This window comes from Lysinibacillus sp. CNPSo 3705 (genome assembly GCF_028674935.1).
In the GTDB taxonomy this organism is placed as follows: domain Bacteria; phylum Bacillota; class Bacilli; order Bacillales_A; family Planococcaceae; genus Lysinibacillus.
On sequence record NZ_JAQZSD010000042.1, the window covers coordinates 1 to 24,649 of the forward strand.

General features: G+C 36.3%; 24 protein-coding genes. 22 read left to right on the forward strand and 2 right to left on the reverse strand.

The features are described from left to right. Positions 1–134 precede the first annotated feature (134 nt). From PVA17_RS16690 to PVA17_RS16725, 8 genes are all read left to right on the forward strand, one after another. A complete protein-coding gene (locus PVA17_RS16690; protein WP_274068330.1) occupies positions 135–1,355 on the forward strand; it encodes an O-antigen ligase family protein in 1,221 nt (406 codons plus the stop codon). 33 nt (positions 1,356–1,388) lie between these two features. Beyond that, positions 1,389–2,426, forward strand: coding sequence for a glycosyltransferase family 2 protein (locus PVA17_RS16695; protein WP_274068331.1), 1,038 nt, complete (start codon positions 1,389–1,391; stop codon positions 2,424–2,426). A 9-nt stretch (positions 2,427–2,435) separates the two neighbouring features. Further along, entirely contained in the window at positions 2,436–3,209 is a 774-nt protein-coding gene (locus PVA17_RS16700) for a glycosyltransferase family 2 protein (RefSeq protein ID WP_274068332.1), read from the forward strand. Between the two features lie 385 nt (positions 3,210–3,594). Further along, positions 3,595–4,479, forward strand: a complete 885-nt coding sequence (galU, locus tag PVA17_RS16705; protein ID WP_132357356.1) for a UTP--glucose-1-phosphate uridylyltransferase GalU — start codon at positions 3,595–3,597, stop codon at positions 4,477–4,479. A gap of 32 nt (positions 4,480–4,511) precedes the next feature. Further along, positions 4,512–5,813, forward strand: coding sequence for a glucose-6-phosphate isomerase (locus PVA17_RS16710; RefSeq protein ID WP_274068333.1), 1,302 nt, complete (start codon positions 4,512–4,514; stop codon positions 5,811–5,813). A gap of 335 nt (positions 5,814–6,148) precedes the next feature. Then, positions 6,149–6,862 (forward strand): YveK family protein, encoded by a 714-nt coding sequence (locus PVA17_RS16715; RefSeq protein WP_132357355.1) that lies wholly within the window; start codon positions 6,149–6,151, stop codon positions 6,860–6,862. Between the two features lie 2 nt (positions 6,863–6,864). After that, positions 6,865–7,572, forward strand: a complete 708-nt coding sequence (locus tag PVA17_RS16720; protein ID WP_132357354.1) for a CpsD/CapB family tyrosine-protein kinase — start codon at positions 6,865–6,867, stop codon at positions 7,570–7,572. Positions 7,573–7,689: 117 nt separating this feature from the next. Continuing rightward, positions 7,690–8,487 carry a TIGR00282 family metallophosphoesterase gene (locus tag PVA17_RS16725; RefSeq protein WP_132357353.1) on the forward strand — a complete coding sequence of 266 codons (798 nt, stop codon included), beginning with the start codon at positions 7,690–7,692 and terminating at the stop codon, positions 8,485–8,487. A gap of 64 nt (positions 8,488–8,551) precedes the next feature. On the opposite strand, the gene PVA17_RS16730 is transcribed toward PVA17_RS16725, so the two are convergent. Then, positions 8,552–8,749, reverse strand: coding sequence for a hypothetical protein (locus tag PVA17_RS16730; RefSeq protein WP_274068334.1), 198 nt, complete (start codon positions 8,747–8,749; stop codon positions 8,552–8,554). Between the two features lie 627 nt (positions 8,750–9,376). Here PVA17_RS16730 and PVA17_RS16735 point away from each other — a divergent pair. The 3 genes from PVA17_RS16735 to PVA17_RS16745 all read left to right on the forward strand — a co-directional run bounded on the left by PVA17_RS16735 (position 9,377) and on the right by PVA17_RS16745 (position 12,561). Further along, positions 9,377–9,643, forward strand: coding sequence for a stage V sporulation protein S (locus PVA17_RS16735; RefSeq protein ID WP_004224903.1), 267 nt, complete (start codon positions 9,377–9,379; stop codon positions 9,641–9,643). 312 nt (positions 9,644–9,955) lie between these two features. Further along, a complete protein-coding gene (locus PVA17_RS16740; protein ID WP_274068335.1) occupies positions 9,956–11,695 on the forward strand; it encodes a 2-oxoacid:acceptor oxidoreductase subunit alpha in 1,740 nt (579 codons plus the stop codon). Next, on the forward strand, positions 11,695–12,561 hold the full coding sequence (locus tag PVA17_RS16745; RefSeq protein WP_132357351.1) for a 2-oxoacid:ferredoxin oxidoreductase subunit beta: 867 nt from the start codon (positions 11,695–11,697) through the stop codon (positions 12,559–12,561). Before PVA17_RS16740 ends, PVA17_RS16745 begins: the two co-directional genes overlap by 1 nt. A gap of 170 nt (positions 12,562–12,731) precedes the next feature. On the opposite strand, the gene PVA17_RS16750 is transcribed toward PVA17_RS16745, so the two are convergent. Next, complete coding sequence (locus PVA17_RS16750; protein ID WP_274068336.1) at positions 12,732–14,057, reverse strand: aminotransferase-like domain-containing protein; 1,326 nt, start codon at positions 14,055–14,057, stop codon at positions 12,732–12,734. A 148-nt stretch (positions 14,058–14,205) separates the two neighbouring features. Here PVA17_RS16750 and PVA17_RS16755 point away from each other — a divergent pair, with 148 nt between their 5' ends. The 11 genes from PVA17_RS16755 to PVA17_RS16805 all read left to right on the forward strand — a co-directional run bounded on the left by PVA17_RS16755 (position 14,206) and on the right by PVA17_RS16805 (position 24,643). Continuing rightward, positions 14,206–15,111 carry a DMT family transporter gene (locus PVA17_RS16755; protein WP_274068337.1) on the forward strand — a complete coding sequence of 302 codons (906 nt, stop codon included), beginning with the start codon at positions 14,206–14,208 and terminating at the stop codon, positions 15,109–15,111. 397 nt (positions 15,112–15,508) lie between these two features. Next, positions 15,509–15,886 carry an NAD(P)-binding domain-containing protein gene (locus PVA17_RS16760; protein WP_274068338.1) on the forward strand — a complete coding sequence of 126 codons (378 nt, stop codon included), beginning with the start codon at positions 15,509–15,511 and terminating at the stop codon, positions 15,884–15,886. Continuing rightward, positions 15,883–17,079 carry an MFS transporter gene (locus PVA17_RS16765; RefSeq protein ID WP_274068339.1) on the forward strand — a complete coding sequence of 399 codons (1,197 nt, stop codon included), beginning with the start codon at positions 15,883–15,885 and terminating at the stop codon, positions 17,077–17,079. The genes PVA17_RS16760 and PVA17_RS16765 overlap by 4 nt, the downstream gene beginning before the upstream one ends. A gap of 417 nt (positions 17,080–17,496) precedes the next feature. Further along, entirely contained in the window at positions 17,497–18,204 is a 708-nt protein-coding gene (locus PVA17_RS16770; protein WP_132357347.1) for a lantibiotic protection ABC transporter ATP-binding protein, read from the forward strand. 1 nt (position 18,205) lies between these two features. Beyond that, entirely contained in the window at positions 18,206–18,934 is a 729-nt protein-coding gene (locus PVA17_RS16775) for a lantibiotic immunity ABC transporter MutE/EpiE family permease subunit (RefSeq protein WP_274068340.1), read from the forward strand. A 3-nt stretch (positions 18,935–18,937) separates the two neighbouring features. Further along, positions 18,938–19,693, forward strand: a complete 756-nt coding sequence (locus tag PVA17_RS16780; protein ID WP_274068341.1) for a lantibiotic immunity ABC transporter MutG family permease subunit — start codon at positions 18,938–18,940, stop codon at positions 19,691–19,693. 28 nt (positions 19,694–19,721) lie between these two features. Continuing rightward, positions 19,722–20,384 (forward strand): response regulator transcription factor, encoded by a 663-nt coding sequence (locus tag PVA17_RS16785; RefSeq protein ID WP_274068342.1) that lies wholly within the window; start codon positions 19,722–19,724, stop codon positions 20,382–20,384. Next, the gene (locus tag PVA17_RS16790; RefSeq protein WP_274068343.1) at positions 20,372–21,757 is read left to right on the forward strand and encodes a sensor histidine kinase; all 1,386 of its coding nucleotides are present in this window, start codon (positions 20,372–20,374) and stop codon (positions 21,755–21,757) included. Before PVA17_RS16785 ends, PVA17_RS16790 begins: the two co-directional genes overlap by 13 nt. Before the next feature lie 352 nt (positions 21,758–22,109). Further along, the gene (locus PVA17_RS16795) at positions 22,110–22,481 is read left to right on the forward strand and encodes a 2-oxoglutarate ferredoxin oxidoreductase subunit beta (RefSeq protein ID WP_274068344.1); all 372 of its coding nucleotides are present in this window, start codon (positions 22,110–22,112) and stop codon (positions 22,479–22,481) included. A 247-nt stretch (positions 22,482–22,728) separates the two neighbouring features. Beyond that, positions 22,729–23,817 (forward strand): ABC transporter substrate-binding protein, encoded by a 1,089-nt coding sequence (locus PVA17_RS16800; protein ID WP_274068345.1) that lies wholly within the window; start codon positions 22,729–22,731, stop codon positions 23,815–23,817. Then, positions 23,807–24,643 (forward strand): alkaline phosphatase family protein, encoded by an 837-nt coding sequence (locus PVA17_RS16805; RefSeq protein ID WP_274068346.1) that lies wholly within the window; start codon positions 23,807–23,809, stop codon positions 24,641–24,643. Before PVA17_RS16800 ends, PVA17_RS16805 begins: the two co-directional genes overlap by 11 nt. Positions 24,644–24,649: the final 6 nt, after the last annotated feature.

The following is a 24,649-nucleotide window of genomic DNA, read 5'->3' on the forward strand; positions in this document are numbered from 1 at the left end:
CTATTAGAACTATTATACTGCTTAAAAGGTGATAGTAAAAAAATACAGTCATTTCTTTTGTATTTTCTATAAAGAAATGGTGGCAGATTCTTGACCTAGTTTGTCTTAAAGAGGGGTAGTAAGGGGCGAGAAAAATGATTTACGAAAAAAAAAGACTTTCAAATAATTATTTTCTAATATTTATTTTAGTATTCAGTGTTTTTTTAGGTAACCTGAATGTAAACTTTGGTTTTGCGTTAAAACCACATATGGTGTTAATGGTAGTAATTTTTATGCTTACCCTTAGTAAATTTGTTTTTCATAAGCCTCAAAGTCATGAAACTTTTATGATTTTCTTCTATGTTTTCTACTGCCTTACTGGTGTCTTTTCTACATATCCGATGGCAAGCATTCGTTTGACTATTGCTATTTTAATCGGCCTTTTTTCTTACTTTATATATAAATTTCTATTTTCTAATATTACATTAAAAGAATTTGAGCGAATAATTGGGACAGTAGGGATATTATATAACGGAATTTCATTATTGTTTTATCTATTTGGTTTAATTTCTAATCAATTTAATTTTTATGGGAACGGCATTAGATTTTATGGCTTAATGCTAGATAGAAATATGCCTCGGTTAATCGGAATATTATCAGACCCTAATATATTTGTCGTTTCCAACACGATCTTCTTGTTCTTTTTCCTAGCAAATATGAAAGACAAAAAAGGCAAGATTGGATTTGTTTTAGCTTTAATAACAACGATACTAACTTTTTCAAGGGGGGGCCTATTAGCAACTTTAGTAGGGATTGTTATAACTATTGCTTTTTTTAGTGTAAAAACAACAGTAAAAATTTTTTTTGCCGTACCTATAATTACATGGATAAGTTACTTTACCGTATTAAAAGTTATGCAAATCGATATTTATCAGATTTTCATAAAAAGAATGGAATCTGTTGGTAAGGATGGTGGTAGTGGCAGAATTGAAATATGGAATAATGGTCTGTCGCTCTTTTTAAACAATCCTATACAAGGAATAGGTTTATATAATTTTAGGGATTATAGTGCAGATTTTTTTGGTGAGGGAATTTATATGCACAATACTTTTTTAGAAATATTAGTCGAGTCGGGTGTAATTGGATCGGTATTATTCTTTATATTTTGGGCATTGTTATTTTTAAAAATAATGTCAATTGTATCGAAGGATAAATCAAAGGCTTTTCTCCTGGGGACTTATGTTTCAATATCAATTTCTTTAATGTTCCTTTCACTAATTGCGAGTGAATATTTATTTTTATTTCTAGCACTTATTTGGCGATACAGTATGACAGAAAAAGAATATCTGTACCGTGAACGGATGAGGTTAGAATGAAAATAACATAATAAATGAAAATTGGGGGAAACTATGAAGTTAGTTAGTGTCATTATTCCAATTTTTAATGTAGAACAATACTTACAAAAATGTGTACAATCAGTTCAAAATCAAACGTATACAAATCTAGAAATATTTTTAGTCAATGATGGTTCTACAGATAAGTGTGGAAAGATGGTGGATGAATTAGCTGTCCAAGATTCACGGATTAAAGTAATTCATAAGCCGAACAGGGGGTTGTCTTCTGCTAGAAATGCTGCATTAGATAAGGCCAGTGGAGCATACATACTATTCGTGGATGCCGATGATTGGATAGAGTTGGATATGATTAAATCTATGGTACATGAAATGGAACAGCACGAAGCGGAATTAGTAGTATGTGATTATACGAAAGTGTACGAAGATAAAATAGAGAAGAATTTTTTAAAAATGAAGCAAGAGCAGATCGATATTGGGAAATTAGGATTAAAAGGATACTTATATGAATATTTTTTTAACTACAAACATGGGGATGAAGTTTGTAATAAATTGTATAAAAATGTGATTATTAAAAAATATCATATACGATTTGAGCCTAATAGTGAAGTATTCTCAGAAGATAAGCTATTTAATCTATATTACTTAGTGCATATAAAGACAATAATAAGTACCAATTCATCTTTTTATTATTATTTACAACGAAATGGATCGCTCATGCGGCAACCTAAACCTGAAATTATCGAGCAGTACCTAAATTTGGCAGAAAAGTACATTGATTATTTGAAAAGGAATAATTCGAATATGACAAGTATATATTCTATTTTAGTATTTCATTTGTTTAATAGTTCACTAAAAAACTACGTCAAATCGGGTGCAAGCATTTCGCAAATAACAGCGGCTATTGATAAAACGCAGAATAGGGATATCATGCAAATCATGACTAATTTGAAGACCGATAAAGAAGTAATAGCATACTGTCAGAGTAATCGAACAAAATTATTAACACCTTTATTTGTCAAAATATATGCAGTTTGTTATACATTAAAATTTAATTTGATACTCGCCTATACCTTTAAAAATATGATGAAATAGGATGGTGTATTGCATAAAAATAACTTTCTAGTATCAATTATTATGCCTGTTTACAATGCGGAAAAGTATGTTGGCCAATCTATTGAATCTGTTCTAAATCAAACGTACAAAAATTGGGAATTGATAATTATAAATGACAGGTCTACAGATAATAGTCATCAAATACTACTAGGATATAAGGATAGTCGAATAAAGATTATTAATTTGACACAAAACGGTGGTGTTGCGAATGCTAGAAATGCTGGAATTGAAAAAGCAAAAGGACAATTTTTAGCTTTTCTTGATAGTGATGATTTGTGGCATCCTGAAAAATTAACCAAACAACTCGACTTCATGCTAGAACATGATGTCGCATTTTCCTATACACAATATCAAGAAATAACAGAAAGTAATAAAAGAACACGGAAAATCGTTAAGATATGCAAAGAACCAGTGGATTATAAAAAATTATTGCGTGCTAATTACATTGGATGTTTAACAGTTGTATTAGATACACGTAAAATTGCTAAACCACTCTTTAAGAAGACTAAGCATGAAGATTATGCCCTTTGGCTAGATATATTAAAAAATAATGAGATCAAGGCTTACGGAATGAATGAAGTACTAGCCTATTATCGAATTACACCAGGTTCCTTAAGTAGAAATAAAGTCAAAGGTTTAACGTGGAACTGGAAAATTTATAAAAATCACCTTGGTATGACAACGGTTCAATCTGTCTACCGGATGTGTATTTTCTTGCTTAATATTTCGATAAAATACGTTTCAACTAGATTGACAGGTTAAGCATAGTGAAGACATAGAAAAACACCTTTCGTTGTAGTGTACTTTATCAAATCAACGTGGAGGCGTTTTTTCTATGGGGACAATTATCCAGTAGAATGAAAGCAATTGAAATAGATGGAGTTAAAGATTCTCAAATAAAAATATAGATGAAATGGCGAATGGCAACGTCTTGAACGGCCTGTAGGAATGAGAACGAAAAAATCTTCTATAATATCTACTGCAAAAGGTAGCATTCTTATAATTACTAACTATCCTATTGGAAAAAATGACAATTTTGAATAAAAAGCAATCGTTATTAATATATTGAAAAGTAAAATAAACCCGCTAATTAATAAATAAACACACATGCCGTAGAAGAGGACAGCCTTACATGAGGGGAGATTGCATGAAACAAATACGTAAAGCTATTATACCTGCTGCAGGATTGGGCACGCGTTTTTTGCCAGCTACTAAGGCAATGCCGAAGGAAATGTTACCGATTGTCGATAAACCGACTATTCAATATATCGTTGAAGAGGCAGTTGCTTCAGGTATTGAGGATATCATTATTGTTACAGGTAAAAATAAAAGAGCAATTGAGGATCATTTTGATAATGCGTTTGAGCTCGAGGCAAATTTACTAGAAAAAGAGAAGTTCGATATGCTTGAGAAAGTAAAGGCCCCTTCTAAAGTAGATATACACTATATTCGTCAGAAGGAACCTCTTGGCCTTGGTCATGCGATATGGTGTGCACGTAAGTTTATTGGGAATGAGCCTTTTGCGGTCCTTTTAGGTGATGATATTGTGAAAAATGACATTCCATGTCTGAAACAATTAATCGAGCAATATGATCAAACGTATTCGAGTGTTATAGGAGTGCAAAAGGTTCCAGATGTTGATGTTCATCGTTATGGAATCATTGACCCGATTTCAATGGAAAACCGTTTAATGGAAGTAAGGGAATTTATCGAGAAGCCTGCTTTTAGAGATGCCCCCTCAAATTTTGCAATCATAGGAAGGTATATTTTAACTCCTGAAATTTTCACCTTTTTAGATGAACAAAAAAAAGGTAAGGGCGGTGAAATTCAATTAACAGATGCGATTGAAGCGTTAAATTGTTGTCAGCGAGTATTTGCATTTGAAATAGAAGGAAACCGCTATGATGTTGGAGAGCATATTGGCTTTATTAATACCATTATTGATTTTGCGTTGGATCGTGATGAGTTACATGAAGCGGTTACTAATTTACTGTTAAATAAAGTAAAGCAACTTAGGGAGTGTCACCAGTAGGAATTCCAAATTATAGGATTGGAAGAGATGATTTGACGATTCGTACTATTCAAATGAGCATTTTCAATTTTGAAATCACTAAGCAAGATTGGTCAATATATGAGGCGGAGGTAGAGTGGATTCACCGTCATTTAGCAGAGAGTAGCGAGCTGTTAACGGGTTGGTTACAAGTGCCTCTTGAAAATCAGCGCGCTTTATTGCGGCGTATTGAAGATACTAAGCGAGAAATTCATGCGTATGCAGATGTACTTGTTGTTATTGGTGTGGGGGGATCATTTTTAGGGGCACGTGCCATCCAAGATGCGTTGTCACCTTATTTTACTCGTTCTACTGAAGGGATTGAAGTGTTGTATGTTGGACAAAATATGAGTGGTTCCTATATTAATAGTTTGCTTCAATTTTTAGCGAATAAAAGTGTGTATGTGAACGTCATTTCGAAGTCTGGGGAAACGATGGAACCAGCACTCGCCTTTCGTGTGTTGCGACAGTTTATGGAAAAACGTTACGGGGAAGAGGCTGTTGACAGAATTATTGTGACGACAGATGCGGAAAACGGCCGTTTGAAGCAGATAGCAGATCGTGCTGGTTATAGACAATTTACCATTCCATCCGATATTGGTGGTCGCTATTCGGTGTTAACTTCTGTAGGGCTGTTACCAGCAGCGGTTGCAGGTGTTGATATTCGGATGCTTATGGCAGGTGCTAGGGATGCTGCGTTAACATTGCAAGATACAGCACTAGAGCGTAATGAAGCCTATCAATATGCGGTGTTGCGGCATTTGATGTTTGAACGAGGGTATAAAGTGGAGTTGCTCGCTTCATTTGAACCTGCATTATGTAAGTTCCATGAATGGTGGATGCAGTTGTTTGGTGAAAGTGAAGGGAAACAGCGAAAAGGTCTATTTCCTGCGACAGTTAATTATTCGACTGATTTACATGCTATAGGTCAGTTTATTCAAGAAGGAAGTCCGATTTTATTTGAAACATTACTGCATTTTAAGGAAATAGATAATGATTTTAAAGTGCCATATGATGTGCGCGATGAGGATGGTTTGAATTATTTATCGAAACGAACATTCAATGAAATTAATGGGCATTCCATGAATGGAACAGCACTTGCTCATGCAGAGGGTGGTGTACCTGTCATTCAATTGATGCTCCCAAAACTGGATGCCTATCACATAGGTTATTTAATCTATTTCTTTATGAAGGCATGTGCAATGAGTGCAAGTTTACTAGGAGTAAATCCGTTTGATCAGCCAGGTGTAGAAACGTATAAACAAAAGACGTTAGAACTATTACAAACGTTTAATAGTTCCATCAACAATGAATAAGCTATTGAAATTATAATTGAATATGCTTTAATGGGAATTTTTGAAATTAATAACATAGAAACAGTACACTTGGAGCGAAGAATCGCGAGTGTAGCTACTTCTTTTGTACAGAGCAAAACTTCCAGCGGGAAAGTAGTCATGTTTTTCTATGACTATGTGTAACGTCAGTCATACAAGCTGAAAGCCCTGAAGAGAAGCTTCTGGATAAACGATCCAATAGATGTTTGGTGAAGAATCGAAGGAAATCCAACTATTAAAGTGCCGAACAATAAGAAAGTTAAACATAATCGTTTAGTTGATTGATCGACAATGGTTTGACGAGGGAGGGAAATTAGGTGGAAGAAGTAATGGACTTAAAAAAAATATTTAAAATACTGCGTAAACGTATATACCTTATTCTAAGTCTTACTATTGTTGCGATTGGCATTACGGCGGCTCTAAGTTACTTTGTAATTACGCCTATCTATCAAGCACAAACGCAATTTTTAGTGAATCAAAAAGTAAATGATCAAGAAGCGTATGCAAGGGCACAACAGCTAGAAACGGATTTACAATTAATCAATACGTATAATGTCATCATTAAGAGTCCGGCTATTTTAAACAAAGTTATTGATAAGCTTGATCTAAACATTACAACGGAAAAGTTGGCAGAGCAAATAATCGTTTCTAGTGAAAGTAACTCCAAAGTGGTTACTATTAAAGTTTTAGATACAGATTCAGAAAAAGCAGTTACCATCTCAAATACAGTTGCGACAGTATTTAAAGAAGAAATACCGAAACTAATGAGTGTTGATAATATAAATATTTTATCAGAGGCAAAAATAAGTAAAGATTCAAGTCCTGTGAAACCAAATAAATTACTTAATATTGTTATGGGCGCCGTCATTGGATTTGTAATTAGTGTAGGGTTCGCTCTATTGTTGGAGTTTTTAGATACAACAATAAAGACGGAGTCGGATATTGAAGAATTAGCATTGCCTGTTATCGGGTTGGTTGGTGTTTTTCCTACCGAAAAAAATTATAAATCCCGTAAAGCTAGGAGGGCATAGAAATGTTTCATTCTAAAAAGAAAAAGAACCAGAAGCTGTTAACAAAACCACGACAACTTCTTACAGCTTTGGATGCAAAATCAATGATTTCTGAGCAATTTAAGACAATTCGTACGAATATTAAGTTTGCTATGCCAACGCAAGGTCTTAAAACAATATTAGTTACGTCTACTATACCAGGTGAAGGAAAATCAACAAATGCTGCCAATCTTGGTGTTGTTTTTGCACAAGAAGGAAAACGGGTATTGCTCGTAGATGCTGATATGCGTAAACCAACGTTGCATAATATATTTAATATTATCAATTTATTTGGGTTATCATCAATATTAGAAAGAAAATGTCAGTATGATGAAGTATTACAGGACACATCTGTGGAAGGGTTGTTTATTATTACAAGTGGACCAATTCCAACGAATCCAGCGGAATTACTGTTATCCCCTACTATGGATAGATTTTTAGAAGAGGTAAGTCATAAATTTGATCTTATCATTTTCGATACCCCCCCGCTATTACCTGTAGCTGATGCTCAAATTGTATCGAATAAATGTGATGGTTCGATGTTAATTGTCGGTGCGGGTAATGTAGAAAAAGAGGATGTAAGAAAAGCGAAAACACTCTTAGCTGCTTCGAAAGCCAACATTATTGGTGTTGTATTAAATAAATATAGCATGCCGAAAAGCCAATATTATTATCAATATACAGATAATTGAAATTAAATAAACTTTCTTAGTCGCAAATCTAGGATGGGTTTGCGTTTTATTTTGCGATTTACTAGGAGTAGATGGTAAACTAAAAGGTGCTAATTAAAGAAAGAGTGGTCTTGTCAAATGAAAGTACTATTTATTGGAGATATCGTCGGTTCGATTGGCCGCGATGCAGTGGAAAAATATTTACCACGCTTAAAGAGAAAATATAACACAGACGTTGTTATTGCCAATGGTGAAAATGCAGCAGCAGGACGTGGTATAACACGAAATATTTATAATGATTTACTACAAATGGGTGTGGATGTTATTACGATGGGTAATCACACTTGGGATAATAAAGATATTTTTGATTTTATTGACGATGCGGATTATTTAATCCGTCCAGCGAACTTTTCGAGTGAGGCGCCAGGTAAGGGAATGGTGCAAATTTCGAAAAATGGTGTCACATTATCGGTCATTAATTTACATGGTCGTGTCTTTTTACCTCCCCATGAGGATCCTTTTGCGATGGCAGATGAATTAGTCGAAGAAGCTCGTAAAACGTCACCGCTTGTGTTCGTTGATTTCCACGCGGAAGCAACAAGCGAGAAAATTGCACTTGGCTGGCATTTAGATGGGAAGGCATCAGCAGTCGTTGGTACACATACACATGTGCAAACAGCGGATGCACGTATTTATCCAAATGGGACAGCCTATATTACGGACGTTGGTATGACAGGTCCATACGATGAAATTTTAGGGATGACGAAGGAAAGTGTCATTTATAGATTCCAAACAAATATGCCATCTCGTTTCGAAGTGCCTAAAAAAGGACGCGATGTGTTAAGTGGTTTCTTTGTTGAAATTGATGACAAGACAGGAAAAGCTCTACATTGTGAGCGAATTTATATAAACGAAGATTATCCGTTTCAAGCATAAGAATAGAAACTATTGTGTATTAAAAATGCACAATAGTTTTTTGTTTTGAAAATTTGTTATTCAATTAAAGTGTCATAATAAAAAATGACACTTCAGCAAAACGAGGGTTTGATTTCCACTCCGACTGGGCGCTTTGTTGCTGACGCTTCGCTTTCGCACAGAGCAAAGCTTCCTTGGGGCGTCCGATGAGCCGCTTCACTAGCGTTCCTCTATCGCTATCCCCAAGGAGTCGCCCAGCCTCCTCTCCAATCAACCATTTCACAAGTTTGTACCTCTGGCATGTCACTCAAAATTTATAGTGATAAAACGAAACTTCAACAAAGGGGTTTGTCTGTGCAAAAGTTCAGAAATAACAGGTGTACAATTGTGTCACTATTATAAGTCTTTTCTTTTCGATTATAATAAGTAGCAATAGTGTTCACTTTTGAAATGATGAAAACTTATAAAAGCTCTACACTATCGCTGATTGGAGTGGAAGGCTACTCGACTCCCGTGGGAAAGCGAGACAGGCGAGACCCTGAGGCCAACACGATGTTGGTCACGAAGGCATTGTCACAGGATGTGACGCACTTAGCCTTCGTTCCTTTAGCGAAGGAAGCGACTCGGCGCTCGCCCACAGGAAAGCGAGTAGCCTGGAACGGAAATCATCCCACGTTTTGCAAAGGAGCCCTAAGTTATTTATAATGGCGTATTTATTTCAATGACAAAGTAATCTTCTAACTTTAAATATCAGTCTTTTTAGATTGTTTTGATATATAAGGAATGAAAATAGTCTATTTTCTTCTTACCGAGCATAAAATGACCTATCGACAATAACTTAAGGTCCAAAAAAAAGGGGGACATGAGTTGTTGAGCGTAAACACTATTCGCGAAACGGGGAGGAATAATTGTGGATTCATTAAAAGTATCATCACGCTCTAATCCAAATTCAGTTGCAGGTGCATTAGTCGCGGTAATCAGAGAAAAAGGGCAAGCAGAAATGCAGGCAGTTGGGGCAGGTGCACTTAACCAAGCCGTGAAAGCAGTGGCCATTGCACGCGGATTTGTAGCGCCAAGTGGCACAGATTTAATTTGCGCACCGGCGTTTGCCGATATTTTAATTGCTGGTGAGGAACGTACAGCTTTAAAGCTTCTTGTGGAAAAACGTATTCGATAAAAAAGTAATGAAGTAAAATGTCTTGCACATAATAAGCTGCAAGGCATTTTTTTCGTTTATATTGACAATCGGAATTTGAGGAAGCGAATCCTACATGCTCTACATATAAATATGTTAAATGTCACTTGAAATCGGCAAATACATTTTTTAAACTTAGTTGATTTGAAAATTACAACTTTATGAACACCATTTTCAGTCAAAGGTCTGATTTTCGTTTAAATCGAGGAATAACAATAGTGTAGACCGTTTCTTCGTGTTAAACTTATGAAGGAAAAATAATAGTATATACAATGGATCTAAGGAGTTGTTGACATGTTACATCAGCTTTCATGGAAAGTCGGTGGGCAACAGGGTGAAGGGATTGAAAGTACAGGCGAAATTTTTTCAACGGCAATGAATCGTTTAGGCTACTTCCTATACGGTTATCGTCATTTCTCTTCTCGAATTAAAGGTGGCCATACGAATAATAAAATTACAGTTCGTCCAACAGAAGTACGTTCAATTGCGGATGATTTAGATATTTTAGTAGCGTTCGACCAAGAAACAATCGACGTCAATTATAAAGAATTAACAGAAACAGGCGTTATTTTGGCGGATTCAAAATTTACTCCAGTGAAGCCAGAAGATTCAAAAGCACCATTATTTGTAGTACCTTTTACAGAGGTAGCGGCAGAGCTTGGTACTTCGTTGATGAAAAATATGGTGGCGATCGGGGCAACAGCTTCATTGCTAAACCTTGAGGACGAAGTGTTCCAAAATGTTGTAGATGATATTTTTGGTAAAAAAGGTGAAGAAGTTGTTCAGAAAAACATGGAGGCCATTGCACGTGGTCATGAATTAATGAATGAGCTGTTAGGAGAACGTGTAGGTGACTGGGCTTTAGCACCAGCAGATGGTAAACGCCGTATGTTCATGATTGGAAACGATGCAGTTGCACTTGGTGCACTTGCAGCTGGGACACGCTTTATGGCAGCCTACCCAATTACACCAGCTTCTGAGATTATGGAATATCTTATTAAAAAATTACCGAAATTCGGTGGTGCGGTTATTCAAACAGAAGACGAAATTGCTGCAGCGACAATGGCAATTGGTGCAAACTTTGGTGGTGTTCGTGCTTTTACAGCTTCTGCCGGCCCTGGTCTTTCATTAATGATGGAAGCACTTGGTCTTTCAGGTATGACAGAGCAGCCACTAGTTGTTGTTGATACACAACGTGGTGGTCCATCAACAGGATTACCAACAAAACAAGAGCAATCAGATTTAATGGCGATGTTATATGGTACGCATGGTGAAATTCCAAAAGTAGTAATTGCACCATCTACAATGGAAGAAGCATTCTTTGACACAATCCAAGCATTTAACATTGCAGAGGAATTACAATTACCAGTTATTTTAATGACAGACTTGCAATTATCTCTAGGTAAACAATCTGTAGAGCCATTCGATTACAATAAAATTGAAATTCGTCGCGGGAAAATTGTTACAGGCGACATTGAAGAAGCAGCCGATAAAGCATACTTCAAACGTTATGAAGATACAGAAGATGGTATTTCACCGCGTGTGCTACCTGGTACGATGAATGGTATTCACCATGTAACAGGGGTTGAACACGATGAAACAGGTAAACCGTCTGAAGCATCTGGTAACCGTCAAGTACAAATGGATAAACGTTTCCGAAAGCTAGCAGCATTGAAATTTGATCGTCCAGTACATTCAAATGCGCCACACGAAGAAGCTGATATTTTATTAGTAGGCTTTAACTCAACACGTGGAGCTATTGAAGAAGTACAAGAACGCTTAAATGCTCAAGGTATGAAGGTGAACCATGCACATATTCGTTTAATTCACCCATTCCCATCTGCTGAGGTGGCACCACTTGTAGCAAAAGCGAAAAAAGTAATTGTTGTAGAAAATAACTACACAGGTCAATTAGCAAATATTATGAAGATGAATGTTGGTGGTCACGATAAAATCGAGACTATTACAAAATATGATGGTACACCATTCTTGCCAGGTGAATTAGAAAATCGTGTGAAGGAGTTGACTCGCTAATGGCAACATTTAAGGATTTTCGTAATACAGTGAAACCAAACTGGTGCCCAGGCTGTGGCGACTTCTCTGTTCAGGCAGCGATTCAACGTGCCGCGGCAAACGTCGGTATTGAACCAAATGAATTAGCTGTTATCTCTGGGATTGGCTGTTCTGGTCGTATTTCAGGCTACATTAATTCATATGGCTTCCACGGTATTCATGGTCGTGCATTACCAATTGCACAAGGCTTAAAAATGGCCAACCGTGATTTAAACGTTATTGCTTCTGGTGGTGACGGAGATGGATTTGCGATTGGGATGGGTCATACCATTCATGCTATCCGTCGTAATATTGACATCACATACGTTGTGATGGATAACCAAATTTATGGTTTAACAAAGGGGCAAACATCACCACGTTCCGCTGCAGGATTTATTACAAAATCTACGCCAGGTGGTGCGATTGAGCCGTCATTAAAACCGTTAGAAGTAGCTTTAACAAGCGGAGCTACTTTTGTCGCACAAGGGTTTTCAACGGATATTAAAGAGTTAACAGCTTTAATTGAAGCGGGCATTAATCATAAAGGCTTCTCATTCATCAACGTCTTCTCACCTTGTGTTACGTATAACAAAGTGAATACGTACGATTGGTTTAAAGAAAACTTAACGAAGCTTGCTGATATTGAAGGCTATGACAATTCTGACCGTGGTATGGCAATGCGTACAGTAATGGAGCATGAAGGTTTAGTTACAGGTATTATTTATCAAGATACTGAAACAGCTTCCTATCAAGAAAAAGTACCTGGCTATTCAGAACTACCATTAACGGATATTGATATTAAAATGAGCGAAAATGATTTTAATGAATTAGTGAAAGAATTTATGTAAAAATAATAAAATCAAAGCATTTGGAATGATGACATTCCAAATGCTTTTTTTGTGTAATTCGTAGGGAACGATGTAGCAGGTATTCGCTGTTGAACCATGAGCATGGCATAGCAAGTAAGGCTGATAGTGATCATGAAAATGACTTTGTAACGATACAAAGTCATGGAATATCAAAGTAATTTACTTATTTCTATAGCTTCCTGAATTAAATGAATCCCTTCGCCAATTTTATTTTCTGGGATACTAGTTGTGTTTAGCTTAAGAAATTTATGGTTATGTTTATATCCGGCTATATAATTTTTTTTGTAATCATCTACTAAAACTTGTCGTTTGGTTAATTCTTCGTGAAGTTTATTCATATTTATTTGTTTCGGTAGCTTGATTACCGTATGCATTTGATGATTATCATTAAATTGATAATCAGAAAAGTAAGTTCTTAGTACCTCACGCAGAGTGTTTGCTTTCTGTTGATGTCTGAACACGATTTTATCCTTATGATGTGCATATAATCCACTTTCCATAAACGTCTGCATAATAACTTGACTTAATGAATTCGTATGGATATCAATAACCTCTTTAAAGCTTCGAAAGGTCTCGATCATGTCCTCGGGCAGAACAGTGATACCTAACCTCTGACCAGGAAACATTATTTTAGAAAAGCTCTTTAAATAAATTACGCACTGATTCGTATCCATTTCATAAAGTGTTTTGTAGCTATTGCTTCCCTCAAAATCACCCAAATAATCATCTTCTATTATATAAAAATGGTACTTTTTCGCATAATCTAAAAGCATACATTTTTCCTGTTCATCCATGGTTGTACCAAGTGGATTATGAAGTCGTGGCATTAAATAGACATAGTTGGGACGCTTGATTTTAATCATTTTTTCTAATTCTTTTAAATCTATCTTGTCAAAACCTCGGTAGCAGGTAATATAATCCAAATGAAGACGTTCAATCAGATTTATGATCTGATGATAGGTTGGCTGCTCTATCAGAATGGATTCTTTCTTAGTCATCATCATTAAAGCCAGAATATGCAAAGCTTGCTGTATACCGCTTGTTATAATAATTTGTTCTTTTTTAGAGAAAATCTGATCTTCTGCTAATAATTTTTGAAATAAGCTTTTCAGTTCCTTATTACCGGTTGTTGCTCCATAGGTGAATAATTCTGATTTTCCATTTTGAATAGCTGTTTCCAAACATTGCGAATAACTGTCCAATGGAAAGTCCGTCCAGGAAGTAGAGGCAGTGGAAAAGTCGTATATTCCATTAAAAGAAGCAGCTTTTCCTTTTTTTGAAATAATAAAATAGCCTACATTTGGCTTAGCGTATATTCTATTCATTCCAACCAAATGTTGCAGTGCCTGTGTTATCGTGGCTTGACTCACTCCAAAAGTATCCATCATTTTCCTTACAGATGGGAGACGCTCATTATATTTTCCCTGCTCAATATCTTGCAGTATGCTATTTGCAATCAGTTGATGTTTCCGCATGCTATCCCTCCCATAACAATAGATTACCATGAATTTATTCTAGCTATGCTTCATTATGCCTTGTCTGTATCGATACAGAGATAAAAAGAAATTCAATGTATACAACATTCTTCCTTTATTCTAAAAAAGAAGGAGGGAGGAAATCATCGTGAGAAAAAATAGTGCATTAGTGGCAGCCGTTGTTTTTTCCATTATTATTGGATTTTCCTTTATGTTTATCAAAATTGCCTTAACGTATGAAGGACAATTACTAATATTAGCCCAACGATTTACATTTGCCTTTTTAGGATTGCTTCTATTACTAGCCATAAGACCGATTAACTTAAGGTTAAATCGGAAGGAAGTTATGTTGGTGTTGGTTATTTCGCTGATTTATCCGATTCTGTTTTTTAGCAGCCAGATACTTGGACTTGATCAGACAACTGTAACAGAAGCAGGGATCATCCAAGCTATTGCTCCTGCCATAACGGTTCTATTGGCACGATTATTTTTGAAAGAACAGATTCAAAGAATACAAGGAATAGGAATATCTTTGAGCATTGCAGGAGTCGTTTTTTTACAGCTGATGAATAACTCGGGAGGATATGAATTTCATCTAATCGGTAACCTGTTGATTATATTATCTATTTTGGCAATGGCCATTTGGCAAGTGATGTCTAGAAGCGCAACAAAAACAGTGGCTCCAATCCAAATTACGATATATATCATGTTCAGTGGCTTTTTATTCTTTAATGCTATGTACTTTATAAACGGTGGATCTGTTAATGAATATGTGGATTCCATAAAAGAGATGCCTTATTTATTATCGATTTTATTTTTAGGAGTTCTATCTACACTTGGTACGTCATTATTGTCTATTTACGCCGTATCCAAATTACCGGTTATTCAAGTGAGCGTGTTTAACAATGTTACTACTTTGATTACAATTCTTTCTGGCGTATTGTTTTTAAGAGAGTCGTTCCATTATTACCATATTATCGGTGCGGTGGTAATTATTTTAGGAGTTATTTTGGTGAACGCTAAGAAGAAACCGGACTGCTCTAATGCAACATAAAAATGCCATTCAAGAATTTGATGAAAATAAGAAAAAACTCAATGTTTTGGAAAGAAGTATTTAAGAGGATATTTAGCGCGGTGTACCATCGTATGGTTTTGCAAAATCTATTATGCGACTACGAGAATCACGGTAACTGTTATGCAAAAAAGTGGAGGGAAGTAGCTCAATCCCGCCTACGGAAAGCATTTGTCCATAGTGGAAATTAACAGCTTTACTTCATACAAAGACTATAGGCAAACTTTCAAATTTTCTCGAGTTTATCTACAGTCTGATACATTCGTATCGATACAAATGCATTAATTTTTAGAACACAAAGTCAAAACTTCTATGAAAAGGGCTGAAGCAGTACCGAGGATTGTGTTTTGTTAATAGTTTATTTACGGGAGGTATATAAATGGCTCATATTAATGGTATAAAATCAGAAGAAAAAACAATTACTGTACTTGGTACAGGAATTATAGGTGCTCCTGTGGCTGCAAATTTACAAAAACAAAAGTTTAAAGTGCGTGGTTGGAATCGGGCAAGTTCGAAAGAAGAAAAGCTTCAATCTGTTGGAGTTACTGTATTTGATACACCACTAGAAGAAGTACAGGGCACAAACATCATTATAAGTCTTTTGAAAGATGGTCCCTTGGTATTAGAAGTAATGCAATCTGTAAAGGAAAGTTTATCAAAAGGGACAGTCTGGATTCAGATGAGTACGGTTGGAAAGAACATTGATGAATTAGCGTCCTTTTCCAACTTGCCAACGTTAGCAGGGAAAAAAAGATGAATAAATCGATTAGACTAGACAATCAAGAAGCATTACACACCGAAAAACTCCCAATATGGAATCTCATTGCACTATCAGTTGCCAGTTTTCTTGCTATTATGACAGAAACGATACCTGCTGGCTTACTTCCGCAAATCAGTCAAGGCCTTGATATTTCAGAGGCATTGGCAGGTCAGTTTATCACACTTTTTGCAATTGGATCGGTTGTAGCAGCTATTCCTCTTGTTGCATTAACACAAAGATGGTACCGGAAAAAGGTGTTGTTAATGGCACTATGTATTTTGTTTTTTGCGAATACATTAACAGCACTTTCACCGTATTATGTGCTTACCTTGGTATTACGTTTTATTGCAGGAATGGCTACTGGACTGCTCTGGGGACTGGTAGCAGGATATGCTCGTCGTATGGTAGCACCGCCTTTACAAGGTCGTGCATTAGCCATCGCAGGAACAGGGCAGCCGCTTGCATTGTCACTGGGTGTACCAACTGGAACTTGGTTAGGGATTTATCTGGAATGGCAAGCCATCTTTTTAATTATCAGCGGGGGGACACTTTTGTTAATGATATGGATATATACGAAAGTACCAGATTATCCTGGACAAACTACCGGACAGCGTCAATCTATTTATGAGATTCTCAGATTGCCTGGTGTACGTCCAATACTGTGTGTTTTATTGGTATGGATCTTGGGTCATAATATTCTCTACACCTATATTGCTCCATACATGACTCATGTCGGACTTGCCAATCATGTAGGTTTTGCTTTATTTACTTTTGGTATTACGTCGATAGTAGGCATTTGGATCATTGGTATATATATTGACCATCATTTACGCTTGATGACAATAAGTAGTCTGGGAGCTTTTGCAATTAGTTCTTTGGTGTTAGGAATCGCAAATGGGACGACACTGTTCATTTTTCTTTCCATAGCTGCTTGGGGACTAACTTTTGGCGGAGCACCAACGTTATTGCAAACAGCCATGGCAGATGCTACCGGAGAAGGTGCAGATGTTGCACAATCTATTTTTGTAACGATTTTCAACCTTTCCGTAGCTGGTGGTGGATTTGTAGGTGGATTAATGTTAAATCAAATGGGAGCAGGTTCTTTTCCTTGGATACTTTTATTATTAAGTTTAATTGGTTTATTGATAGTATACAGAAAAAAAGAACAAGCATTTAAACCTCATCGATAGTAAATAGTGGTATATTGAAATTTTATCATTAAATGTTTATCTCAGTGAATTTGTCGAAACTTTGTTAAAAGAAACACCATTAACATTCCCGCTTGTCCAATGCTAAAACAAGCAGGAATGTTTTTTTTTGTGAAATCTCACATAATCCAAATATCATTCAGCTTCATATTGATAAATGCTAATCGTACTTCACTAAAATTTAAAAATTAAAATAGACTGCATTAGTAAACAATCATGCATATCTTCATCCATGCCTCAATAAGGAATTTTTTTGTTCATCCTAAGTTTTCGTATGGAAATCCCCCCTCGCTTTGCCGAGGCTCTATCATTGATGTTCTACAAAAATTTTCGCTATCCTTATAAATTCCTTATAATCATTTTCTACACTATAATCATCGAAAGGAAGATGATTATCAGATGGAAGATATTATTTTACAAACAGAAAATCTTAGTAAAAGCTTTAAGGGACAAAAAATTGTGGAGGACTTGTCGTTAACGATACCTCGCAATACTGTTTACGGTTTACTCGGTCCTAATGGTGCAGGGAAATCGACAACGTTAAAAATGATTACGGGTATGCTGCGTCCGAATGCTGGAAAGATACTTTTTAATGGACGTGAATGGAATCGCAATGATTTAAAAGACATTGGTGTATTAATTGAAACACCATCACTTTATGGAAATTTAACGGCAAGAGAAAATCTAAAGGTTCGAACGATTGCTCTCGGGTTGCCCCAGTCACGTATTGACGAAGTATTAAGAATCGTAGACTTGACTAACACAGGAAAAAAACGTGCAGGACAGTTTTCGTTAGGGATGAAACAGCGTCTTGGAATAGCTATTGCGCTATTAAACTATCCAAAGCTTTTAATTCTGGATGAGCCGACAAATGGTCTCGATCCAATCGGTATTCAAGAGCTTCGAAAGCTAATCCGATCTTTTCCAGAGCAAGGGATTACAGTCATTTTATCTAGCCACATCCTGTCAGAGGTAGAGCAGGTTGTTGATGAAATTGGTATCATTGCAGGAGGGAAATTAGGCTATCAGGGAGTTGCTCCACAAGGTCAGGAATTAGAATCATTATTTATGCAAGTAGTGTCTGCTAATGGAAAGGTAGGCATGTAACATGATTTCAATTATGAAGGCTGAAAGATTAAAATGGAAAAAGACTTATATCCCTAAATTAGTGTGGCTGGCACCCATTGTGGCGTTATTACTAACTGCATTATTAATGGGAGGGGCATTTTTTCAAAAGGGTGCTTATAATTGGTGGTATACAATGCTCTTACCAGGAGCACTGACGGTATGTTGTGCATTAGTGGTGGAAAAAGATGCCAAATTGAAATACCATTGTATTCTCGCAATGCCGATTGACTTAAAGAAGATTTGGTTTGGTAAAATACTTGCATGTAGTGGATGGTTGTTATTAACTACACTTATTTTCTTTGTTGGTATTACTGCTGGTGGAATATTATTTGGTAATAGTTATTCTTTCATTAATAGTCTTACAGGTAGTTTATTAATTTTCGTAACGTTTTTATGGCAAATTCCACTTTGTTTATTCCTTGCGGCAAAATTAGGAACTTATATTGCTATTTTAATAAATATAGTTGGTAATTTTGCTGGTATGATTGCATTTGCGAATGGGGATTTTTGGTATAGTGTTCCTTACGCCATTACAGCAAGATTAATTTGTCCAACACTAGAGATTTTACCAAATGGTCTGCCAGTGCCTGAGGGAAGTCCATTGTTAAACACGTGGGTTATAGCTCCAGGTATATTAATTGCCTTAGTGTGGTTTGCTTTAATAAGCTTCCTTACTGCAAGATGGTTCCAAAAAAGGGAGGCGAAATAGCGTATGGGAATGTTAAGATTACTTAGAGCAGAGTTTCTTAAAACAAAAAGAACGCCTTTTTTACTCACACATTTAATTGTACCTATCATTATTTCAGGGATATTTTTAGCATACTATACTTATTCACCATGGGGTTTCAATGATAGGGTAACGGCTTATCTCCAAGGAGTAGCATGCGGGTTTCCAATTATTATTGGGTTAGTTTGTGCGATGGCAGCGGAGCAAGAAGCAACTGCAGGACATTTTCAGGGGATGCTAACAACTACTAAAACAAAAATAGTAGCCTATTTAAGCAAGTTGCTACTGTTATTATTATTTAGTTTTGGAGCCATATTACTGTCTTTCGGTATTTTTAGTGTTGGTTTTATTGAGCTTTTGCATGAAGATACTTTTGGTTATCGATTTTATTTTATAGCTGGATGTATTCTATTTGTAAGCTTTGCATTTTTATATATTTTGCATTTTTTTGTTAGTCTTTATTTTGGTAAAGGTGCTTCAATCGGATTAGGGATTGTGGGATCACTACTAGTAGCCTTATTACTAACTGGATTAGGTGATGGCGTTTGGTCATTTATACCGTATGGTTGGGGTGGTCACTTTGTTTCATTATGGACAATAAAAGCGTCAGGAGTTGACTTATCGACAGTGGAAATAGGGTTACAGGAAGGTATTATTGCTTCCGTATGCGGAACATTGTTCGCATTAGTCCTTTCTTGCTTATGGTTCTGGAGATGGGAAGGAAGAAAATCAGAAAGTTAGGGTATGAAGAAATGATGAGGGTAGAAATATGGCGAAAATATTAGCGGTAGATGATGAAAAAGGTATTTTAGTATTGATAAAAAATGCATTACTAAAAGATGAACATTTAGTAACGGTGGTCACTGATGCAACAGAAGTAAGTAAAATGAATCTTGGTGCCTTCGATTTAATTTTACTGGATGTGATGATGCCCGAAATTGATGGATTTACTTTATGTGGTCAAATACGTCATGCGGTAGATTGTCCTATCCTTTTTTTAACGGCTAAATCGTTGGAGGAGGATCTAATGTATGGTCTAGGTCTTGGCGCAGATGATTATATTATTAAGCCGTTTGGCATTGGAGAGCTACGTGCAAGAGTGAATGCGCATTTGAGACGCGAAAAAAGAGAACGACGTAGTATTCTTTTTGTAGATAATGTTCACTTCAATCTTTCAGGTAAAGAGCTGTTTGTAAATGAAGAGAAGGTAATGCTGACAAAAAGCGAATACGAAATATGCGAGTATCTAGCTCGAAATCGAGGACAGGTGTTTTCTAAAGAAAAGATTTATGAAACTATTTTTGGCTTTGATGGGAAGAGTGACAGTACTGCTATTACTGAGCATATAAAAAATATTCGTTCAAAGCTACATGCCTTTCATGTTGACGCCATTGACACTGTTTGGGGGATCGGATATAAATGGAGACAATAAAGCCTACTAAAGGAACACGGCTACATACTTTTTTTCTTCGATACCTCCTTTTTTTAAGTTTAGGCACCATTTTGTTAGTAGTAGTACTGATCTGTTTAACGTTGTTTGCCCTTTCTACCAACATCGTATTACCAGCAAATTATGCAGAAACTCAAATTTCATTATCAAGGGATCGTATTGCGTCTAGTAGTTCAGTTACGGCTGATATTATCCCAGACCTTGTTGATTACGCAGTCTTCTCTAAAGAAGGTAAACTTCTTGCAGGAAATCTTTCAAAGAAGGAAGCTTTTAAAGCTTGGAATGCAATGAAAAAAGAACAATCTCAAGGTATCACCCAATTTTACTCGTTAATAGAGCGAGAAAATGAGATTTGTATATTACGGTATGATTTAGTGCCACAGTACCGTTCGGCTATTATGAGGAAGTATTTACCTAATCCACAACTATTAGATATTTTATTATTTATTATAGGAATTATAACTATAGCAACTGTCCTTGCGATCCATTTTGGAAGAAAGCTTAAGAAAAAAATGTTTGGCTTGCAGGAAGCGATTGAAAAAATACAAAATCAAAATTTGGATTTTACGATAAGCCCGTCAGGTATACGTGAAATAGATGAAATATCCATTTCTCTTGAGCAAATGAGAGAGGCTTTAAACAGCTCCTTAAAACAACAATGGGAATCAGAACAAGCACGTAGAGAACAAATTTCTGCTCTTGCTCACGATCTGAAAACACCACTTACAATTATTCGAGGGAATGCAGAGCTTTTACAGGATACTGATCAAGATGATAGTCAAAAAGAATATAATAATTATATTTTGAAAAATACAATGGCATTAGAAAAATTCACAAAAGAGCTAATTGATTTATCAAAAATGGAGAAAAATATCGTTCGTGAAAAAAAGAATGTTAAAACGGATGCATTGATAACAGAAATAGAACATCAAATGAGAGCTCTTTCGTTGGAAAAAAAGCTTCAAGTAAATGTCCAAAAGGAAATGCTTCCCGCAATTATAGTAATCGATGAAGAGCAGTTCTATCGAGCAATTTTAAATGTCGTATCCAATGCTGTAGAGCACACACCTGAAAATGGAAAGGTGGTATTAACTGTTCAAAGTGCTGCTGATTTTATTCAATTTACCGTTACCGATAACGGGTGTGGATTTTCTCCGAGAGATTTAAATGAGGCTACCAAACAGTTTTATCGTGGAGATCCAAGCAGAAATGCAGGAAATCATCATGGAATGGGACTTTATATTGCCCAATCTATTGTTCAGCGTCACGCTGGAACACTGCTAATTGATAATGATTTATTAGCCGGTGGAGGAAAAGTGACCATAACAATCCCAATCAATAATGATTCACATTAGAGTTATGTTAATGAAGAAAATAAGGTCATAATCATAACGTGGGATTGATTTCCGTTCCGGCTGAGCGCTTTGTGCTGACGCTTCGTTCGCTGCGCTTTCGCACAGAAAACAATGTTGGTCACGAAAGTCATCTTTGACGCTGAAATCTGATCCAAATCAACTTATATAGATGGTAAACGTTTTATCAATAGCATATTAATGAAATTTATTAGAAGAAATCATGAGGAAAGAATGATTTTGACGAATTTGTCAAAACATTCTTTTTGTTTTTGATAAAAGGGAAAAAATGGGGAGCGTGTTCGGGCAATAGTATTGTAAAAAATGCTACAATAAAAGAAAAAAAGAAGAGGCGATGCACGTGGATAACGTCATTGATTTTATTGCAAAGAAAAAAGAACGTGAAGAAAGACAGCGCACACAGGATTTGGAAAGGTATGTTGCGACACAATGTAATTTTCAGCAACCCGAAAATATTGATGCACTTGTTGATAGAAAAATAATTGAGGTCAAGGACCATACGTTGTTTTTAGGTTTTCTCTCGATATTAAATGATCAAAATATTGATCCACTTGATATTTTTCAAGATGTTTTTACATTAGCACCTGCCCACTTTGAGATGTCCTACAATATGAAATGGTGGTCAGTTGTACAGCTTGCCTTTACATTTTTAACAATTTTAAAAGAAAACGAGCCGCATACATATGCAGATTTTCTTGGTTTATAAAATGAATCTAGAGTGTGTGCACGTCTTAGAAAGCTACATAACGTGCGCATACAGGCTAGATTCCTACTTACTCCTCTAAAACTTTTACAATCCTCCTCTAATTAATAATCATTTATAGATTTTCATAATTCCTTCATAATTTTTACTGAATATTTTAATGTCCTCCATACTTGCTTAATGTTTGTTTCCTAACATAAATGTTGTAAGGCAAATGAAAACAAACATAAACAAATGGAGGTTCCAACTCATGGCAATTCAAAAGTTGTGGAAGAAAGGTCTAATTGGAGCATTAGCAATTTCAATGTTGGCAGCTTGTTCTGACGGTTCATCAAGTTCAAATGAAGTGAAAAGTGATTTGACACTTGAAGAGATTACAAAAAAAGCAAAAGAAGAAGGCATTGTAAATTCTGTCGGAATGCCAGATACATGGGCTAACTGGGTAGAGACTTGGGGTGATCTTGGTACTGAATATAGCCTTAAGCATAAGGATACAGACATGTCGAGTGCCGAGGAGCTAGCGAAGTTTGAGGCGGAAAAGGATGATGCCACTGCGGATATTGGTGACGTCGGAATTGCTTTTGGACCGATTGCCAAGGACAAGGGTTTAACATTACCGTATAAAACATCTTATTGGGATGAAATACCAGGCTGGGCAAAGGATAATGAAGGCCATTGGATCGTGGGTTACACTGGAACTATTTCATTTTTAACTGATAAAAACAACGTCAAAAATGCCCCGAAATCATGGGAGGATATTAAAAACGGAAATTACACTGTCAGCATTGGTGATGCTTTAACAGCGAATCAAGCCCAGTTTGCAATTTTAGCAGCTGCAATGGCATTTGGTGGTGATGAATCGAATATTCAACCAGGAATAGACTTTTTTGCAGACTTAGCAAAACAAGGGCGTTTAAAAGGAGATCCAACTGTTGCGAATTTAGAAAAAGGCGAGATTGATGTAGCCATCTTATGGGATTTTAATGCACTTGGCTATCGACACCAAATTGATGAGAAACGTTTCGATGTCGTCATTCCATCAGAAGGCTCTGTAACATCAGGCTATGCAACAATCATTAATAAATATGCTAAAAATCCTCATGCAGCAATGCTTGCTCGTGAATACATTTTATCGGATGCAGGACAAGAAAATTTAGCGAAGGGTTATGCTCGTCCAATTCGTGACAAGGTTCAATTACCTCAAGAGGTTCAGAAGCTATTATTACCTGCGGAAATGTACAAAAATGCACAGCCAGTAAAAGACCAAAAGAAATGGGAAGAAACAACAAAGCAAATTCCACAACAATATCAGGAGCAGGTATTAATTCATGGAAAATAATAAAGTTGTCTTAATTGTCGTAGATGCACTTCGCTTTGATACAGCTTGTACCCATATGGGATTTATGCACCATTTAGTTGAACGAAAAATAGCAGCACGCTACAAGGTTTGCTCAGAGGTCCCCTCACTATCAAGGCCTTTATATGAAACGATTTTAACGGGGACACCACCCATTGTACATGGAGTAACGAGCAATATGACAGTGCGTTTATCGACGCAACATAGTTTATTTCATTTAGCGAAAGAAAACGGTCTTTCAACAGCAGCAGCTGCCTATTATTGGGTCAGTGAGCTATATAATCGTGCACCATTTGTGCATATGGAGGACAGGCTACAATTAAATACTCAATTGCCGATTGAGAATGGACTGTTCTACTTTGAGGATCACTATCCAGACAGTCATTTATTTGCTGAAGCTGTTTGGCTAATGGATCGAAAGCAACCAGATTTCTTATATATTCATCCGATGAATGTAGATGATGACGGTCATAAATTTACGGCTGACTCGGCACAATATCGAAATCGTGTTTTAGCAGTTGATGCATTATTATCTTTATTTATCCCAAAATGTCTTGCGCAGGGCTATGAAGTGATCGTGACAGCAGATCACGGGATGACGAGTGATGGTAATCATGGAGGCACAACAGCTGAGGATCGTCATGTACCAATGTTTGTTATTTCGGATCACGTTAAAGCAGGCATTAACGATGAGATTGTATCACAGTTACAAATAGCTCCGCTTTGCTGTCATTTATTGAATATCGAACCTTCTGATGAAATGGTTCCTTTGTTATTAGAAGGGATGCTTTCTTTAAAAAAGGCTTAACTGAGT

What these genes read in the sequence shown, in the direction of transcription:
- PVA17_RS16720 (WP_132357354.1), top strand. Translation starts at nt 6,865, where the DNA reads ATGTTTCATTCTAAAAAGAAAAAGAACCAGAAGCTGTTAACAAAACCA.
- PVA17_RS16785 (WP_274068342.1), top strand. Translation starts at nt 19,722, where the DNA reads ATGGCGAAAATATTAGCGGTAGATGATGAAAAAGGTATTTTAGTATTG.
- PVA17_RS16800 (WP_274068345.1), top strand. Translation starts at nt 22,729, where the DNA reads ATGGCAATTCAAAAGTTGTGGAAGAAAGGTCTAATTGGAGCATTAGCA.
- PVA17_RS16690 (WP_274068330.1), top strand. Translation starts at nt 135, where the DNA reads ATGATTTACGAAAAAAAAAGACTTTCAAATAATTATTTTCTAATATTT.
- PVA17_RS16790 (WP_274068343.1), top strand. Translation starts at nt 20,372, where the DNA reads ATGGAGACAATAAAGCCTACTAAAGGAACACGGCTACATACTTTTTTT.
- PVA17_RS16750 (WP_274068336.1), bottom strand. Translation starts at nt 14,057, where the DNA reads ATGCGGAAACATCAACTGATTGCAAATAGCATACTGCAAGATATTGAG.
- PVA17_RS16805 (WP_274068346.1), top strand. Translation starts at nt 23,807, where the DNA reads ATGGAAAATAATAAAGTTGTCTTAATTGTCGTAGATGCACTTCGCTTT.
- PVA17_RS16765 (WP_274068339.1), top strand. Translation starts at nt 15,883, where the DNA reads ATGAATAAATCGATTAGACTAGACAATCAAGAAGCATTACACACCGAA.
- PVA17_RS16725 (WP_132357353.1), top strand. Translation starts at nt 7,690, where the DNA reads ATGAAAGTACTATTTATTGGAGATATCGTCGGTTCGATTGGCCGCGAT.
- PVA17_RS16780 (WP_274068341.1), top strand. Translation starts at nt 18,938, where the DNA reads ATGGGAATGTTAAGATTACTTAGAGCAGAGTTTCTTAAAACAAAAAGA.
- PVA17_RS16695 (WP_274068331.1), top strand. Translation starts at nt 1,389, where the DNA reads ATGAAGTTAGTTAGTGTCATTATTCCAATTTTTAATGTAGAACAATAC.
- PVA17_RS16775 (WP_274068340.1), top strand. Translation starts at nt 18,206, where the DNA reads ATGATTTCAATTATGAAGGCTGAAAGATTAAAATGGAAAAAGACTTAT.
- PVA17_RS16770 (WP_132357347.1), top strand. Translation starts at nt 17,497, where the DNA reads ATGGAAGATATTATTTTACAAACAGAAAATCTTAGTAAAAGCTTTAAG.
- PVA17_RS16795 (WP_274068344.1), top strand. Translation starts at nt 22,110, where the DNA reads ATGCACGTGGATAACGTCATTGATTTTATTGCAAAGAAAAAAGAACGT.
- PVA17_RS16760 (WP_274068338.1), top strand. Translation starts at nt 15,509, where the DNA reads ATGGCTCATATTAATGGTATAAAATCAGAAGAAAAAACAATTACTGTA.
- PVA17_RS16745 (WP_132357351.1), top strand. Translation starts at nt 11,695, where the DNA reads ATGGCAACATTTAAGGATTTTCGTAATACAGTGAAACCAAACTGGTGC.
- galU (WP_132357356.1), top strand. Translation starts at nt 3,595, where the DNA reads ATGAAACAAATACGTAAAGCTATTATACCTGCTGCAGGATTGGGCACG.
- PVA17_RS16740 (WP_274068335.1), top strand. Translation starts at nt 9,956, where the DNA reads ATGTTACATCAGCTTTCATGGAAAGTCGGTGGGCAACAGGGTGAAGGG.